The 14,127-nt window shown below is 62.9% G+C and carries 17 protein-coding genes, 1 tRNA gene and 1 pseudogene; 10 read left to right on the top strand and 9 right to left on the bottom strand.

The genetic code is table 11. From position 1 onward, the window contains the following. Positions 1-32 precede the first annotated feature (32 nt). Positions 33-1,349 (bottom strand): NAD(P)-binding domain-containing protein, encoded by a 1,317-nt coding sequence (locus IWX81_RS14470; protein ID WP_199282046.1) that lies wholly within the window; start codon positions 1,347-1,349, stop codon positions 33-35. 85 nt (positions 1,350-1,434) lie between these two features. Between IWX81_RS14470 and IWX81_RS14465 the strand changes: the two genes are divergently transcribed. Both IWX81_RS14465 and IWX81_RS14460 read left to right on the top strand, forming a co-directional pair. Further along, on the top strand, positions 1,435-1,785 hold the full coding sequence (locus IWX81_RS14465) for an ArsR/SmtB family transcription factor (protein ID WP_199282045.1): 351 nt from the start codon (positions 1,435-1,437) through the stop codon (positions 1,783-1,785). 2 nt (positions 1,786-1,787) lie between these two features. Beyond that, complete coding sequence (locus IWX81_RS14460; protein WP_199282101.1) at positions 1,788-2,456, top strand: aquaporin; 669 nt, start codon at positions 1,788-1,790, stop codon at positions 2,454-2,456. 397 nt (positions 2,457-2,853) lie between these two features. On the opposite strand, the gene IWX81_RS14455 is transcribed toward IWX81_RS14460, so the two are convergent. The 4 genes from IWX81_RS14455 to IWX81_RS14440 all read right to left on the bottom strand — a co-directional run bounded on the left by IWX81_RS14455 (position 2,854) and on the right by IWX81_RS14440 (position 6,772). Further along, the gene (locus IWX81_RS14455; RefSeq protein WP_199282044.1) at positions 2,854-4,554 is read right to left on the bottom strand and encodes an ABC-three component system protein; all 1,701 of its coding nucleotides are present in this window, start codon (positions 4,552-4,554) and stop codon (positions 2,854-2,856) included. Then, positions 4,547-4,735 carry an ABC-three component system middle component 6 gene (locus IWX81_RS14450; protein ID WP_199282043.1) on the bottom strand — a complete coding sequence of 63 codons (189 nt, stop codon included), beginning with the start codon at positions 4,733-4,735 and terminating at the stop codon, positions 4,547-4,549. The genes IWX81_RS14455 and IWX81_RS14450 overlap by 8 nt, the downstream gene beginning before the upstream one ends. 43 nt (positions 4,736-4,778) lie before the next feature. After that, entirely contained in the window at positions 4,779-5,525 is a 747-nt protein-coding gene (locus IWX81_RS14445) for an ABC-three component system protein (RefSeq protein ID WP_334594373.1), read from the bottom strand. Between the two features lie 599 nt (positions 5,526-6,124). After that, a complete protein-coding gene (locus IWX81_RS14440; RefSeq protein WP_199282042.1) occupies positions 6,125-6,772 on the bottom strand; it encodes a hypothetical protein in 648 nt (215 codons plus the stop codon). 119 nt (positions 6,773-6,891) lie between these two features. Here IWX81_RS14440 and IWX81_RS14435 point away from each other — a divergent pair, with 119 nt between their 5' ends. Next, entirely contained in the window at positions 6,892-7,125 is a 234-nt protein-coding gene (locus tag IWX81_RS14435) for an Arm DNA-binding domain-containing protein (protein ID WP_199282041.1), read from the top strand. A gap of 233 nt (positions 7,126-7,358) precedes the next feature. Then, a pseudogene (locus IWX81_RS15100) lies at positions 7,359-7,832 on the top strand (tyrosine-type recombinase/integrase); the annotation flags it as partial. Positions 7,833-8,029: 197 nt separating this feature from the next. Here the strand turns inward: IWX81_RS15100 and IWX81_RS14425 are convergent. Continuing rightward, positions 8,030-8,103: transfer RNA gene (locus tag IWX81_RS14425), tRNA-Thr, on the bottom strand. Between the two features lie 51 nt (positions 8,104-8,154). On the opposite strand from IWX81_RS14425, the gene IWX81_RS14420 reads away from it, so the two are divergent. Continuing rightward, positions 8,155-9,138, top strand: coding sequence for a DMT family transporter (locus tag IWX81_RS14420; protein WP_334594368.1), 984 nt, complete (start codon positions 8,155-8,157; stop codon positions 9,136-9,138). Here the strand turns inward: IWX81_RS14420 and IWX81_RS14415 are convergent. Together IWX81_RS14415 and msrB are read right to left on the bottom strand one after the other, a co-directional pair. Beyond that, positions 9,107-9,625 carry a nitroreductase family protein gene (locus tag IWX81_RS14415; RefSeq protein ID WP_334594366.1) on the bottom strand — a complete coding sequence of 173 codons (519 nt, stop codon included), beginning with the start codon at positions 9,623-9,625 and terminating at the stop codon, positions 9,107-9,109. The genes IWX81_RS14420 and IWX81_RS14415 overlap by 32 nt on opposite strands. Further along, entirely contained in the window at positions 9,626-10,021 is a 396-nt protein-coding gene (gene msrB, locus IWX81_RS14410) for a peptide-methionine (R)-S-oxide reductase MsrB (protein ID WP_199282040.1), read from the bottom strand. A 53-nt stretch (positions 10,022-10,074) separates the two neighbouring features. Here msrB and IWX81_RS14405 point away from each other — a divergent pair, with 53 nt between their 5' ends. From IWX81_RS14405 to groL, 5 genes are all read left to right on the top strand, one after another. Next, entirely contained in the window at positions 10,075-10,542 is a 468-nt protein-coding gene (locus tag IWX81_RS14405; RefSeq protein WP_199282039.1) for a GNAT family N-acetyltransferase, read from the top strand. A gap of 76 nt (positions 10,543-10,618) precedes the next feature. After that, positions 10,619-10,945 (top strand): DUF3263 domain-containing protein, encoded by a 327-nt coding sequence (locus IWX81_RS14400; protein ID WP_199282038.1) that lies wholly within the window; start codon positions 10,619-10,621, stop codon positions 10,943-10,945. A gap of 3 nt (positions 10,946-10,948) precedes the next feature. Further along, on the top strand, positions 10,949-11,530 hold the full coding sequence (locus IWX81_RS14395; RefSeq protein WP_199282037.1) for a LytR C-terminal domain-containing protein: 582 nt from the start codon (positions 10,949-10,951) through the stop codon (positions 11,528-11,530). Between the two features lie 179 nt (positions 11,531-11,709). After that, positions 11,710-11,913 carry a cold-shock protein gene (locus tag IWX81_RS14390; protein ID WP_199282036.1) on the top strand — a complete coding sequence of 68 codons (204 nt, stop codon included), beginning with the start codon at positions 11,710-11,712 and terminating at the stop codon, positions 11,911-11,913. Positions 11,914-12,101: 188 nt separating this feature from the next. Beyond that, complete coding sequence (gene groL, locus IWX81_RS14385; RefSeq protein WP_199282035.1) at positions 12,102-13,730, top strand: chaperonin GroEL; 1,629 nt, start codon at positions 12,102-12,104, stop codon at positions 13,728-13,730. A gap of 82 nt (positions 13,731-13,812) precedes the next feature. On the opposite strand, the gene IWX81_RS14380 is transcribed toward groL, so the two are convergent. Next, entirely contained in the window at positions 13,813-14,103 is a 291-nt protein-coding gene (locus tag IWX81_RS14380; RefSeq protein ID WP_199282034.1) for a WXG100 family type VII secretion target, read from the bottom strand. Positions 14,104-14,127 lie beyond the last annotated feature (24 nt).

Here is a 14,127-nt window from a genome sequence, read left to right as displayed (position 1 = left end):
TCGTGGCGCGGAGGCGACCAAGAATGCTCTCGTCAGGAGCAGCAGGATGATGCGGAAGCATCAGTCGAGCACACGCCGGTGTACGGCAGCACCAGCTCGACGTTCGTAGCCGAGTCGAGGTCTCCGGCAAGGTAGGCAGTGATGGACCGGACCTGCTCGTACCCGGTGGCGAGCAAAAAAGTGGGGGCGCGTCCGTAGCTCTTCATGCCGGCGATGAAGAAGTTCGGTTCTGGCTGCTCGAGTTCGACGAACCCGTGGGGTTCGACGGTGCCGCAGCTGTGCAGGTTCGGGTCGATGAGCGGAGCCAGCATGGCCGGTGCTTCGACGATGGAGTCGAGCGACAGTCGGATCTCGCGAAGGATCCCGAGGTCGGGTCGGAACCCGGTGGAGTTCACGATGAGGTCGGTGGAGAAGTGCTCGATGCTGCCGTTGCGCAGTCCGGCGATGTCGACCTGGTCGCCAGACGGTGCCAGCTCGAGGATCTCGAACCCGTCGAGCACCGTGATGACGCCGAAGTCGATCAGCCTCTTCACCTTGGAGCCCAGCGCAGCGCGACCGGGCAACTCGTCGTCCTCCGCAGTGAACACCCGAACCGCCGACCTGTTGCGGATCACCCACGAGACCGTGGTGTCGGGGGAGGTCTGGATGAGCGTCGACAGGTTGATCAGCGTGTTGGCGGCGGAGTGCCCGGCGCCGACGACGGTGATGTGCTTGCCCGCGAACCGCGAGCGATCGACCCCGAGGATATCGGGCAGTGCGTGGGTGACGCGATCCGCCACCGAATGGATGCCGAGCGGGTCCAGTCCATTGGAGCCGAGGCTGTTGGTGGTGCGGTAGGTACCGGAGGCGTCGATCACGGCGCGGGCAGTGACCTCTGTCACCGAGCCTTCGGTCCCGGTGATGCGCAGGGCGAAGGGGGTGGCGGCGCGGCCGGTGGTGCGGGTGCGGTCCATGCCTAGCCGGGTGACCGAGGCCACGGTGACGCCCGTGTGGATGCGCGAGCTGATCGAATCGAGTGACGCCAGCGGAGCGAGGTACTGCTCGACCAGTTCCCTGCCGTTGGGGGCCTTGTCCTGATAGCGGGGCGCTGTCCATCCGCTGGCCTCCAGCAGGCGCCGGGCGGCCGGGTCGATGAGGTGCTTCCAGGGGGAGAAGAGTCTGATGTGCCCCCAGGAAAGCACACTGCTGGCGATGGAGTCGCCGGTCTCGTAAATGACGAAGTCGACGCCACGTTCGACGAGGTTCGCGGCGGCGGCCAGCCCGATGGGGCCCGCGCCGATGATCGCGACCGGCAGGCCGTCTAGGCGTGAGTCGCGGATGATGGGCGCGGTCAGGTCGATGAGTGTCATGGTGTCCTTCGGATATCGATCACTGTCGATGAACTGAGTATGGATCCTTATATCGATGGATGTCAATTTTCTGTAGGGTTGCCCCATGAGCACGATGACCCTGCTGCCCGTGATCGATGCGGCTGCCTGCTGCGCACCGCTGACCCGCGATGCGATGACGCAGTCTCAGGCCGAAGACCTCGCGAAGTCGCTGAAGGCGATCGCTGACCCGGCGCGGCTGCGACTCATCTCGATCATCGCCGCCTCCGAGGGGCAGGAGGCGTGCGTGTGCGACCTCACCGAGCCGCTGAACATCGGGCAGCCCACCGTCTCCCACCACCTCAGGGTGCTCACCGACGCCGGATTCGTCACCCGCTCCAAGCGCGGAACGTGGGCGTACTACAAGCTCGTCCCCGGAGCCCTGGACTCCATCGCCAGACTGCTCGTCACCGCGTGAGCATGATCCGGCGCGTCAGTGCCGAACTTCTCGGCAGTGCGCTGCTCGCCGCCCTCGTCGTCGGCTCCGGCATCGCCGCCCAACGACTCTCACCCTCCGACACCGGACTGCAGCTGCTCGAGAACGCCTTCGCGACGGCGCTCGGCCTGCCCGTGCTCATTCTCATCTTTGGCCCGCTCAGCGGTGCCCACTTCAACCCGGTCGTCTCCCTCGTCGACTCCGCCAGTGGTCTGCGGTCCTGGCGTGACACCGCCGCCTACATTCCCGCCCAGATCGTCGGATGCATCCTCGGCGCGATGCTCGCCAACCTCATGTTCGGCGATCCCGCCGTCAGCATCAGCACCACCGACCGCCTCACCCCGGCACACTTCCTCGCCGAGATCGTCGCCACCGCTGGCCTCATCCTGGTGATCTTCGTTCTCGCCCGCACCGGCCGCGCGAACCTCACCCCTGCCGCAGTTGGCGCATACATCGGCGCCGCCTACTTTTTCACCAGCTCCGCGAGCTTCGCCAACCCCGCCATCACCATCGGCCGCATGTTCAGCGACACCTTCGCCGGCATCGCTCCCGGCTCCGCGCCCGGATTCATCGCGGCACAACTGATCGGGGCGGCCCTGGGCTTCCTGCTCGTTCGCTGGTTCTACCCGGCACGCAGGATCCCCACTGGTTGATCGTGCTTCGTCGCTCGAGCAGAAACGAATGGGAGGCGCAAGTTGCCGTTTCGGTGGTCGCCGATCGCGACCACCGAAACGAACGATTCTGGGTGGTTTTGACCTGTCCTAGAGGCCCTCCCTGGCATAGCCAGCACCCCAACCGAGCTCACCCAATTACGTTGTCCACGGGAGGTTGGGATGTAGAGGAGGAGCGGTATGGCAAGGCAAAAAAGAATGTGGGTAAAGGGTGGTGAATGCAGGCAAGTTCGACACTTTGCGGCGCTACTTCAGGAGGTTGCGGGAGGGGCTTTATTGGGCTGCTCGAAAAGGTCAGGCGATAGGTCGCGAGTGCAAAGCTAGGGAGCCTGCCGCGAAGCCAGGTAGAGCGTGGGTAAGCCGATGCCCGTGGTCTTGGCTAATTGAACCGCATTCCGAACAACCCACCTGTCTCATACGCATCGGTGAGAGTTACCGGCGTAGCGAACTCCAATCCGGGTTCGTCTCGAAGGGCGGACTCGAGAACGTCCGAGTTGAGAGTGACGATGTACTGCATGCCCTCTTCGCGGCAGACCTGCGCCCCTACTCGCAGGGCGGCTCCGATTTGACGCTCCTCCACGGAATCGTAGAGGTGGCTATCGTGCACCAAGAAGTCTGGCCCATGTCCGGCACGGTGCGCGGTAACGGCCATGGTCAGGTCGAAGCAAAACAACGCAATGCTGGCAACTCCGGCGCTCTTCTCGCCGCCTAGAGTAGGTAGAAGTTTGTAGCCGGTCGTTGATTCTTGGACAGAGAGCGCCGCCGGTCGATCTTTCCCATAGATCTCGAACGCGAGCTGCGTGTACATGGCACTGATCGCTTCGATGTGTTCGCTTCTCGTGGCGATGTCGGACTTGGCGCGTGCCTCAAGTTCGATCCCCTTGGTCTTAAGGTGCTTAGTCGCGTCAGACAGCGCTTCGACTGACGCGCGCCGCTGTCGCAAGGCCGCGAGCCGTCCCTCCAGCTCGGCTGCAGACTTCTGAAGCAGACTAAACGTCTCCAGCGCACCGCCCTCTTTGAGGAGATTCATTACCTCTGCTCGAGCACCGTCTGCTGCGGTAAGCGCGAGCGACGTCGCGATGAGCTGCTCCTCTACTTCGACCAATTCGGTGTCGAGATACGTGCGACGGTTTCGAACTACCGATGCATGGAATGCTTCAACCTCCTCGAATGGCCGAATAGCGACGGTGGGTAGAGCTATCCCAACCTCCTCGTAGACAGCCGTGAGGTATGCGTACTCAGCTGTTTCAAGGCCCTCGCCTTCGAGAGCGATTCGTAGATCATTTCGTCGCTGCTCCAGGAGCGCAAGAGTGTCATTCAAGGCGCGGATGGTTCGAGTGAGGGCATCCGCCTCGGCGCGACGGTCCTCGTAGTCCTCGACGACTTGGAAGCTGGCGAGGTTAATCTCGATGCCCTCGAGTTCGATGCGAAGAGTGGCGATCTCTGCATCGAGCTGAGCCGCGTTTCCTACCACGCCACCGAATATCGGGTCTCTCGCGGCCGCACGAAGCGCCTTTAAACTCCGCTTCGAGGCTGCTAGTTCTTGTGCGTGAGCGACGATCGACGTGTCCAGCCCGAGCAGGTAGCTTAGGGCCGGATAAGCCGACAAATCCGTCTGCCTGGAATAAGTGCGGAGCGGGTCCATAAAGCCGCCGTCCTCGCGATTACGCAGATAGAAGGAGATGAGCGACCGGTAGCTGGGTTCGTCTGTGTTCCCCACGAGTCCGAAGAGCTGGCGCCCCAAGAGGCTTCGCAGCTGCGGAATATCAATCATGGCACTGTCGAAGTACGGCGATCCGGGAGCGGCCCCGGATCGCTCTATCTTGTGGGTAGCCCCGTCGAGTCCGAGACTCAGCTGAAACGTGGCATCGTGAAGCTCGGGGCGTCGAACGAGATGTTTTGCACTTAGATCGCCACCCAAGAGCATGTCCAGAACGGCGACCATGCTGCTCTTACCCACAGCATTTCTACTGTCTTTCTTTTCCGCCTTCTGAGTGCGAGTTGCGACCGCAATATTCAATCCCGGTGCGAACACGGCATCCTTGAATCCCTCAAGGTTGCTGGATAGAGATTCAAGCAACGGAATTCCTCTCAAGAAGCCCATCGGTCACACGGATTGCTTTCATCGCGAACAAAGAGTCGAGCGCGAGGGCAAACCACCAAAACGGAAGAGGCGCGTGGTGATGGTTGACTTCGCGCCATTCCTTGGCCGCTTCCCATGCGCCGGAAATCGATAGTGGCTTGTCAAGCACCAGCAGCACCTGACCTCCAATGGTTAGCAGAGATCGGTCGGGGGAGATGAACTTATTCGGCAAGAACAACCGCATGCTCCTCGGGCATCTCAAAGATGAGGCAAGACTCGAAAAAGTGGGTGATTACAAGTAGAGCTGCGCTTTTGTGTTCATCGTGGTTTCCCCCTGCGTCAGCGTCAAAGGCTTCCTCGATCAGAAGGTCGCATAGAGCATGAAATATTGAATCAGGCGACGACACTGTGGCCGCAAGCCCGTTGTACTGGTTCCGGAGATTCTCTGCGACTTGGAACTGCTCCCCGGGCGTTGCACGATCGAAGTAGTAACGAACCAAGTGTGTGTGGACTTGGTATTGGCGGATGAGATTGGCTGTTGCGTCCGCGAACTCGTTAAATTCGATCTTGTGCTCTGGAACAGGCAAAGTTTCGCCGAAATTGGGTACGCGCTCTACCCGTGCCAGAGAACGGATCGCCGTGGCGATATAGGACATCGCGGCAGGTCGCGTGCTGGGCGGAATGCCGATTAGGCGCACAAGCGCGTCCCGAGTAAGCCCACCGAACGTCTCGTTCCAGAGCACTTGGGGTGGCCAAACTTCTACAGTCAATCCGTTGGCAGCTTCCGCTGCTTTCAAGGCTATGACGGCTTCTGCGGCGAGAAGAGGAAGGCCGACTGCATTGTTGTGGATAAAGGCCCACCGAGTCATCTGACCGCCCCAAGAGGACTTTGCTTTGTTCAGGTCTGATGCGACCTTGCCCTTCACGCCTGCTGACGTCGGTCTGGCAGCGCCGTACGCCGCGATCATCAGACCTCCACGTAGCCATCGCAACCTTTGTCGCCGTTGAACGAAGGGTCCACCTGAATAAAGTTGCCACCGTGCTTCTCGTGCATGGCGTCCGTCACGAACTGCTGCCACGAGTTACCGGTTAGTCGAATGCACATTGAGAGGAAGTAGCTGTGAAACCACGAAAGCTCGGCGTCCAGGATCAAGACGCGCCGCGCTTCCGTGCGACTAGTTCAAGTCCGGCGATCATGGTTGCTCCCAGATAGTGCGATGAATATTCATGAAGAGTATCGCGCGAGGGGCCCGATGGTCCGCACGAGATCGCAAAATCTCGCGAGGCCATCGAGAATGTCCGACGCGGCTACTGGAATAGTCCGAGCAAGTCGAAGTTTGGTCAACATCGGAATGGGTATTTACCTGTGGCGAATACCCAAACGAACAGTTGTGGGTGGTTCTGCCCTGTCCTACCGCCCCTCCCTGGCGGAGCCAGCATCCCAACCTCCCGCGCCCAAGTGCGTTGTCCACGGGAGGTTGGGATGTAAAGGAGGGGCGGTAGGACAGGGCAAAACGAAGAGGATGATTGGCGGGACGACTGGCAGGGAACTGGGTAAACCTGGAGCCTAGGAAGAGATGGATTTGCGCGATTTGTTGTCGATTTTCCTTAGGGATTCTTCTGCCTGCTTCGCAATGGCGGTCCCCTTGAAGTCCTTGCGAAGCGTCTCTAGGTGACCACGCGCGGCGGCGTCTCCCACCACCCGCCTATACGCAGAGATCGCATGGCGCGAAACGTCTGGGTCTCGCGTGAGGATCTGAAGTGTGGCGGCGACTCCGTCGGCCGACTTGTACCGATGGAGGCTGTATACGATCATCTGCCGATCTTCGCCGTAATGCGGGTCCGAGACGAGCCCGAGAAGGGTTGCGACGTTGTTCGCGGTCGCGGCACTCGCAAGCGAATCTCCGATAGACCACCCCGAACTCCCGTTACGGCCACCGAACCGCTTGAACGCGTCCAACAGGGACTCGTAGGCGGCTGGTCGTGCCCAAGGGCGTCGCAGATGCGACGCGATCGTGTCGGCCAAGCGTGCGTCGCGAACTCGCGGCAGTGCATTGATCAGAATCGTCATCGCGGCACGTTCGTCGAATGCGGATGCCCCGAAGAAACTCACGTTGCTCACGAACCGACCGAAGTCCTCTACCCCGGCGACCCCTTGACTCGTCAGCATTGCGAGAAGTTCCTCGCGCTCGATCGTGCCAGTATTCGCGGTCATGAGTTGAGAGTAGTCAGGGACGAAGCCATTGTCTGCGAGCCAGCGAAGTTGGCGGGGTCGACGTCGGTGTCGTTCTCTATCGTGGGTGGTGGAAGGTTCGCGGCAGGGGGGGTGCATCGATGGGTTCAATCACGCCGTATGAGACGTCGGGCGGGCGCCGGTACCGCGTTCGCTATCGCAAGCCAGACCGCAAGCAGACTGACAAGCGCGGGTTCCGCAATAAGCGCGACGCGGAGCTGTTCCTGGGTTCGGTCGAGGTCGCGAAGAACAGCGGCCTCTACATCGACCCGACTCGCGCCCGCGTGAGCATCGGCGAATGGATGAACAAGTGGTTTAGACCCGCACCGACGTAAGGCGCTCGACGTTCGACCGTCTTGAGGGCGTGGTCCGACTCCACATCGTCCCGAGCCTTGGGCCGATCGCAATTGGGGACCTGACTCGGTTCGATGCGCAGCTCTGGGCGTCGAAGCTCACCGCGACCCAGAGCCCCGGCTCGGTGCGCAAGATCGTCAATGTGCTCTCCGCGGGACTCCAGGTCGCCGTCGATGACGGCCGGATCCCGGCCAACCCGGCGTCACGGTTGAAGATGCCGCGACAGTCGAAGAAGCGCAAAAAGTTCCTTACCCATCAGCAGGTCGCCGAACTTGCAGCAGCGGTCGACGCGAAGCCGGCGGGGGAGGGCTTCGGGCTTCTCGTGCTGGTGCTCGCGTACACCGGGTTGCGGTGGGGCGAGCTGGCCGGCCTGCGTGTGGGCGACCTCGACTTCGTTCGAGGCCGCCTCGATGTGCACGCCACGATGGTCGAGGTCGACGGCTACATGGAGGAGTCGAGCCCGAAGGACTACGAGGAGCGTTCGATCCCCGTCCCGGAGTTCATCCTGGAGCAGCTGTCAATCCACGTCGAGGACAAGACCCCCGCGGACCATGTTTTCGTCAGCTCGAAGTCTGGTTCGGTGCTGCGCAACCGCACGTTCCGTAGGGGCTGGTTCAACGATGCAGCTGAGCAGATCGGCATCCCCGGCCTGACGCCGCACGAGCTTCGCCACACGTGCGCGAGCCTTGCCGTATCGGCGGGCGCGAACGTCACAGCGTTACAGCGAATGCTCGGCCACAGCAGATCGCGCGCGGACGAGTGGGAGCTAACTCACCGAGAAAGCGCGTCACCCTTGTTGCGCGGGGCCCGACCTGCCCCATGGGGTGCGCGCCTTGGCCATGCGGGCTCCGGAAAGAAAAGACGCGTCAGCGTCTCTTCTTTCGGAGCCCCCTGTCGGATTCGAACCGACGACCCCCGCTTTACAAGAGCGGTGCTCTGGCCAACTGAGCTAAGGGGGCAAATGAACCTCGTCCATAATAAGGGACTCACGGTACGACTAGCGTTGTCGTGTGACGATACCTGCGCCGAAGCATCCGGAAACCAGGGTGCTTGCGCCGGGAGTGCTCGGCGCATTGCTGGTCGGGGCCGGCATCGCTGTGCAGGCCCGAATCAACGGTCAGCTCGGCGCAGAGCTGGGTGATGGATACATCGCCTCGGTGATCTCGTTCGGTTCCGGGCTCATCCTTATGCTCGTCATCCTGGCGCTGTCGACACCGGGTCGAGCCGGATTCCGCATCATCAACACTGCGCTGCGGACCCGGGATATCCCGTGGTGGCTGGTCATGGGTGGCGCGTCAGGCGCTCTGTTCGTGCTGTCGCAGGGCCTCGCCGCCGGCCTGCTCGGCATCGCCGTCTTCACCGTCGCCGTGGTGTTCGGCCAGACCCTCAGCGGGCTCGTGGTCGACAGGCGCGGGATGGGTTCGACGCCCCCGCGCACCATTACGCCCGCCCGCATCGTGGGCTCTGTGCTCATGCTCGCCGCCGTCGTGCTCGTCGTCTCGACACAGTTCATCGGCAGCGTGCCGCTGTGGCTCGTGCTGCTGCCGTTCATCGCGGGTCTCGCGATCCCGTGGCAGCAGGCGGCCAACGGCGAGGTGCGGATGATCTCCCGCTCACCCGTCACAGCGACGGTGGTGAACTTCATCGTCGGTACGACGCTGCTCGTGCTCGCCGCCATCGTGCACACCGCGTTCGTCGGGCTTCCGACGGAGTATCCGACGAATCCCGTGCTTTACCTCGGCGGGGCGATCGGTGCCGGGTTCATCGGGCTCGGAGCGATCCTGGCGCCGCGCATCGGCGTGCTTCTGCTGGCCCTCGGAACGATCTCGGGGCAACTCATCGTCGCGCTGCTGCTCGACATCGTGGTGCCTGCTGACGGGCATCCACTCGGCTGGACGACCGTCGCCGGCACCGCCATCACCCTTGTAGCACTCGGGATCGCGGCGACGCCGGCGTTGCCATTCAGGGCGTCGAGAGGTGCTGCGAGACCGTGATCTTCGGGCGGCGATGCGCCTTCGACTTCGCGGGCTTGCCGCCCACATAGAGCCAGCCCATGAGCTTCTCGTTCTTCTCGAGCTTGTGCATCTTGGCCACACGCTTCGTGCGCGTGAGGTCGCCGGTGCGCCAGAAGACGCCCCAGCCCGCTTCATCCAGCAGCAGGCTCATCATGTAGCCGACACCGGATGCCACGACCTCCTGCTCCCATTCGGGCTTGCTCTTCGACCGGTGTATCGCCACCACGGCGATGAGCAGTGACGCGCGCAACGGTTTATCTGCCGAGCCGCCTTCCTTCGCAAAGGCCTTGCCGAGCTTGACCCTGTCGTCGCCCCGCAACTCGATCAGCCGCCACGGCTTCAGCGAGCCGTGGTCGGCGATCGTCGCGGCAGCCTCGACGAACGGTGCGAGCTGTTCGTGGGTGGGTGCGTCAGCGGTGACCTGGGGATAGGAGTGCCGGCGCATGACCGCCTGGAGAGCAGACAATCAGTTTTCCTTGAAGCCGAGGGAGAGGGAGTTCATGCAGAACCGGTCGCCCGTCGGGGTCTGGTAGGCGTCGTCGAAGAGGTGCCCGAGGTGCGAACCGCAGGTTCCGCAGACGACTTCGGTGCGCACCATTCCAAGAGACTTGTCGGTCTTCAACTCGACGGCGTCGGGGTTCACCGATTCGAAGAAGCTCGGCCAGCCGGATCCTGAATCGAACTTCGCACCGCTCTTGAACAGTTCTGCGTTGCAGGCGCCGCAGGTGTACGTGCCTTCGCGCTTCTCGTCGAGCAGCGCACCGGACCATGGGCGTTCGGTCGCGGCCTCGCGCAGGATCGAGTAGCGGTCGCCCAGCTCGTCGCGCCATTCCTGCTCGGTCTTCTCAACCTTGTACGTCATGTGTTTCTCCTTGATACGGGGAAGCGGTGTTCCTCTGTATTAAACTCGCGATCGTGCCCGAATGTTCCGTCGTCTCCCGCTCGTGGAGCGAACTCACAACTAACGAACTCTACGACGTACTGAAACTGCGGACTGATGTGTTCTTCGTCGAGCAGAAGGTCGACGAAGAAGAGCTCGACAACCGCGACCAGGAGCCGGGCACGCGCCACTACTGGATCTCAGACTCGACCGGAGCCGCAGCGTACCTGCGCGTTCTCGTCAACGAGACCGCCGAGCACCGCGACGCGCATCACATCATCGGGCGGGTCGTCGTGCGGGAGGATCGCCGCGGCGAAGGCCTCGCCCAGCAGCTGATGGCCACCGCCCTCGACGAGTTCGCGGGCCTGCCAATGATGCTGCACGCCCAGCAGTACGTCGCTCCGCTCTATGCGAAGTTCGGGTTCGTGGCTTTCGGAGAGCCGTACGACGAGGCGACGATCATGCACATCTCGATGTATCGCGCCGGCTCGACCGGGAATTGAGCTTCGCGACGAGCCCCCAGCCTCCCGGGGTTGGAGCCGTCGCGGCCTATGATGACACCGCGCTTTGGAGGTGTGGATGAGTGCCCAGCCGCAGCCCGCGGACGGCCCCGTAGCGGGCCTGTCTGCCCGCGACGCATCCATTCTCGACTTCGAGCGTGAATGGTGGCGGCACGCCGGAGCTAAAGAGGAAGCGATTCGTTCACAGTTTTCGCTGTCGACCGCCCGTTACTATCAGGTTCTGAATGCCGTGATCGACCTGCCCGCTGCCGTGCGACACGATCCGATGCTCGTAGGCCGCTTGCAGCGTGCCCGGGATGCGCGAACCTCCGCGAGGGCCGCTCGGGCATTCGGAAGACCAGAACGCGGCGCCGGAGCGCCCCACGACGAAGAATCGACCTACTGACCTATGGCCTACCCCAAAGACCGGTTCGATGAGCTGCCCGACGACCTGCAACGCATCGGCGCCCACCGCGGCCCCGCTCGTCGCGGTCGTGGATGGATCGCGTTCGCGTGGGCGGCGCTCGCCACGCTCGTCTTGATCGTGGGCGGCATCGTCGGGCTGCGTACGTTTATGGGCATCGAGGTCGACATCCCGTTCCTCTCCGCGACGCCAGCGGCGACGCCCGCGGCCACCGCGACACCGACGCCGACCGCCGAGCCTGTGCTCGACCCCACCACCATCGACCCCGCCCGGGCGATCACGACCTCCATCTACAACGGCTCGGCCACCACTGGCCTGCAGAACACCGTCGGGGATGCGCTCGCCGCCGCCGGCTGGACCATCGACGCGCGCGCTCTCGCGTCGACACGGGACGTCGCGGTGACCACCGTCTACTACAGCGACCCTGCCAATGAGGATGTCGCTCGCGGACTCGTCGTCGCGCTCGGCGTCGGCGAGATCGCACTCGTGCCCGCCGAGACCTATCCCGGAAACCCGCTGAACATCGTGCTCGGCGCCGACTATCCCGGTGCCACTCCCGAGGGATAAATCCGGCCCCGAACCGCCCAGGAGTGCCGGATCTCCGCCCTGTGTTACGGAGATGTTTAATCTTCGCGCCGGGGCTGTTGCGAGTCGGTAACGGCCCTCCCCGCAGTGTTTTCGCTCGGATACGATCTGAAAATGGAGGCCCCGTCCGGCCTGCACCAGTTCAGACCAGGGAGAAAAACATGGCCAACGGGACCGTGAAATGGTTCAACGCCGAGAAGGGCTACGGCTTCATCACCGTCGATGACGGGGGACAGGATGTCTTCGTTCACTACTCGTCCATCGAGATGGGCGGATACAAGGTTCTCGAAGAGGGCCAGAAGGTGATCTTCGAGGTCGGAACAGGCACCAAGGGGCCGCAGGCCGACGCCGTTCGCCCCGCGTAGTCGCCAGACTCGTCAGCCCCAGGCGCCGCCCACTTCGGTGGGCGGCGCCGCCTGCGTTAACGGGCATCCACCCCCGGCTGTTGTCTTGCACTCGACACCAGCGAGTGCTAATTTAGCCATTGGCACTCGCATGTTTCGAGTGCTAACGAATTCACTCGTACGACGTCCGGGAGGGACGAGAAACACACATGGCAAAGATCATTGCTTTCAACGAAGAGGCCCGTCGCGGCCTCGAGCGCGGCCTGAATATTCTCGCCGACGCAGTCAAGGTCACCCTCGGCCCACGCGGTCGTAACGTCGTGCTCGAGAAGAAGTGGGGCGCTCCCACCATCACGAACGACGGTGTGTCGATCGCCAAGGAGATCGAACTCGACGACCCGTACGAGAAGATCGGTGCGGAGCTCGTCAAAGAGGTCGCCAAGAAGACCGATGACGTCGCCGGCGACGGAACGACCACCTCGGTCGTCCTCGCCCAGGCGCTCGTTCGCGAAGGACTGCGCAACGTCGCAGCCGGCGCAGACCCGATCAGCCTGAAGCGCGGAATCGAGAAGGCTACGGCAGCCGTCATCGAGGCACTCATTGCCAGCGCCAAGGAGATCGAGACCAAGGAAGAGATCGCTGCCACGGCATCCATCTCCGCTGGTGACCCCGAGATCGGCGCGCTGATCGCCGAGGCCATCGACAAGGTCGGCAAGGAAGGCGTTGTCACCGTCGAGGAGTCGAACACGTTCGGCACCGAGCTCGAGCTCACCGAGGGAATGCGCTTCGACAAGGGTTACCTGTCGGCATACTTCGTCACCGACCCCGAGCGCCAGGAAGCGGTCTTCGAAGACCCGTACATCCTGATCGTCAACAGCAAGGTCTCGAACATCAAGGACCTGCTCCCCATCGTCGACAAGGTGATCCAGAGCGGCAAGCAGCTGCTCATCATCGCCGAAGACGTCGACGGAGAAGCCCTCGCGACCCTGGTGGTCAACAAGATCCGTGGCATCTTCAAGTCGGTCGCCGTCAAGGCTCCCGGCTTCGGAGACCGTCGCAAGGCGCAGCTCGCCGACATCGCCATCCTCACGGGCGGACAGGTCATCTCCGAGGAGGTCGGCCTCAAGCTCGAGAACGCGACCCTCGACCTGCTGGGCCGTGCGCGCAAGGTCATCATCACCAAGGATGAGACCACCATCATCGAAGGATCGGGCGACGAAGAGGCCATCGCTGGCCGCGTCAAGCAGATCCGTGCCGAGATCGAGAACACCGACAGCGACTACGACCGCGAGAAGCTCCAGGAGCGTCTCGCGAAGCTCGCTGGTGGCGTTGCCGTCATCAAGGCCGGAGCCGCAACCGAGGTCGAGCTCAAGGAGCGCAAGCACCGCATCGAGGATGCAGTGCGCAACGCCAAGGCAGCCGTCGAAGAGGGCATCGTCGCCGGTGGTGGCGTCGCACTCATCCAGGCTGGCAAGATCGCGTTCGAGTCTGACGCAGTCAAGAACCTGGTCGGCGACGAGGCAACGGGCGCGAACATCGTGCGCGTGGCCATCGACGCTCCGCTCAAGCAGATCGCACTCAACGCGGGCCTCGAGCCCGGTGTTGTGGCCGACAAGGTGCGCCACCTCCCGGTCGGCCAGGGCCTCAACGCCGCGACCGGTGAGTACGTCGACATGCTCGCTGCCGGAATCAACGACCCGGTGAAGGTAACCCGCTCAGCCCTGCTGAACGCGTCGTCGATCGCCGGTCTGTTCCTCACGACCGAGGCTGTTGTCGCCGACAAGCCCGAGAAGAACGCAGCGCCGATGGGTGACCCGTCGGGCGGCATGGACTTCTAGGTCTGTACTGACACACAGAACGGCCGGTCTCCTTCGGGAGGCCGGCCGTTTCGTCGTCTGCGGGTGAGTAGGTGGATGGCGTCTAGCGGGAGAACAGCCTGGCGTTGGCCGCCTCGATCTCGGCGTACTGCTGGCCGGCATGGGTCAGCGCCTGATTGATCGCAGCGAGGTTCTCCTCGACCCGCTGCTGGGTTGTCTTCCACTCGGCGACGACACCGGAGAACGCGGAAGCGGCCTGGCCGGTCCACGATGATTGCAGGTTCGTCAGCTGGCCTTGGAGGCCCGCGACTTCGGACTGGATGCGGGTGATGGACGACCGCACCGCGCCTGTGGCGCTGATCACGGCTTCACTGTCTACTTGGTAGCGGGTCATGGGCGAGACGGTATCCCGCGCGGG

The organism is Salinibacterium sp. CAN_S4 (assembly GCF_015752305.1).
In the GTDB taxonomy this organism is placed as follows: domain Bacteria; phylum Actinomycetota; class Actinomycetes; order Actinomycetales; family Microbacteriaceae; genus Rhodoglobus.
The sequence above is the reverse complement of the archived record's forward strand: the minus strand, read 5'-3'. Positions and strand labels throughout refer to the sequence as shown.

Bases quoted from the DNA above. Each gene is read 5' to 3' on its own strand.
- IWX81_RS14460 (WP_199282101.1), top strand. From the start codon at position 1,788: ATGATCCGGCGCGTCAGTGCCGAACTTCTCGGCAGTGCGCTGCTCGCC.
- IWX81_RS14435 (WP_199282041.1), top strand. From the start codon at position 6,892: ATGGGTTCAATCACGCCGTATGAGACGTCGGGCGGGCGCCGGTACCGC.
- groL (WP_199282035.1), top strand. From the start codon at position 12,102: ATGGCAAAGATCATTGCTTTCAACGAAGAGGCCCGTCGCGGCCTCGAG.
- IWX81_RS14470 (WP_199282046.1), bottom strand. From the start codon at position 1,349: ATGACACTCATCGACCTGACCGCGCCCATCATCCGCGACTCACGCCTA.
- msrB (WP_199282040.1), bottom strand. From the start codon at position 10,021: ATGACGTACAAGGTTGAGAAGACCGAGCAGGAATGGCGCGACGAGCTG.
- IWX81_RS14400 (WP_199282038.1), top strand. From the start codon at position 10,619: ATGAGTGCCCAGCCGCAGCCCGCGGACGGCCCCGTAGCGGGCCTGTCT.
- IWX81_RS14445 (WP_334594373.1), bottom strand. From the start codon at position 5,525: ATGATCGCGGCGTACGGCGCTGCCAGACCGACGTCAGCAGGCGTGAAG.
- IWX81_RS14395 (WP_199282037.1), top strand. From the start codon at position 10,949: ATGGCCTACCCCAAAGACCGGTTCGATGAGCTGCCCGACGACCTGCAA.
- IWX81_RS14440 (WP_199282042.1), bottom strand. From the start codon at position 6,772: ATGACCGCGAATACTGGCACGATCGAGCGCGAGGAACTTCTCGCAATG.
- IWX81_RS14465 (WP_199282045.1), top strand. From the start codon at position 1,435: ATGAGCACGATGACCCTGCTGCCCGTGATCGATGCGGCTGCCTGCTGC.
- IWX81_RS14390 (WP_199282036.1), top strand. From the start codon at position 11,710: ATGGCCAACGGGACCGTGAAATGGTTCAACGCCGAGAAGGGCTACGGC.
- IWX81_RS14380 (WP_199282034.1), bottom strand. From the start codon at position 14,103: ATGACCCGCTACCAAGTAGACAGTGAAGCCGTGATCAGCGCCACAGGC.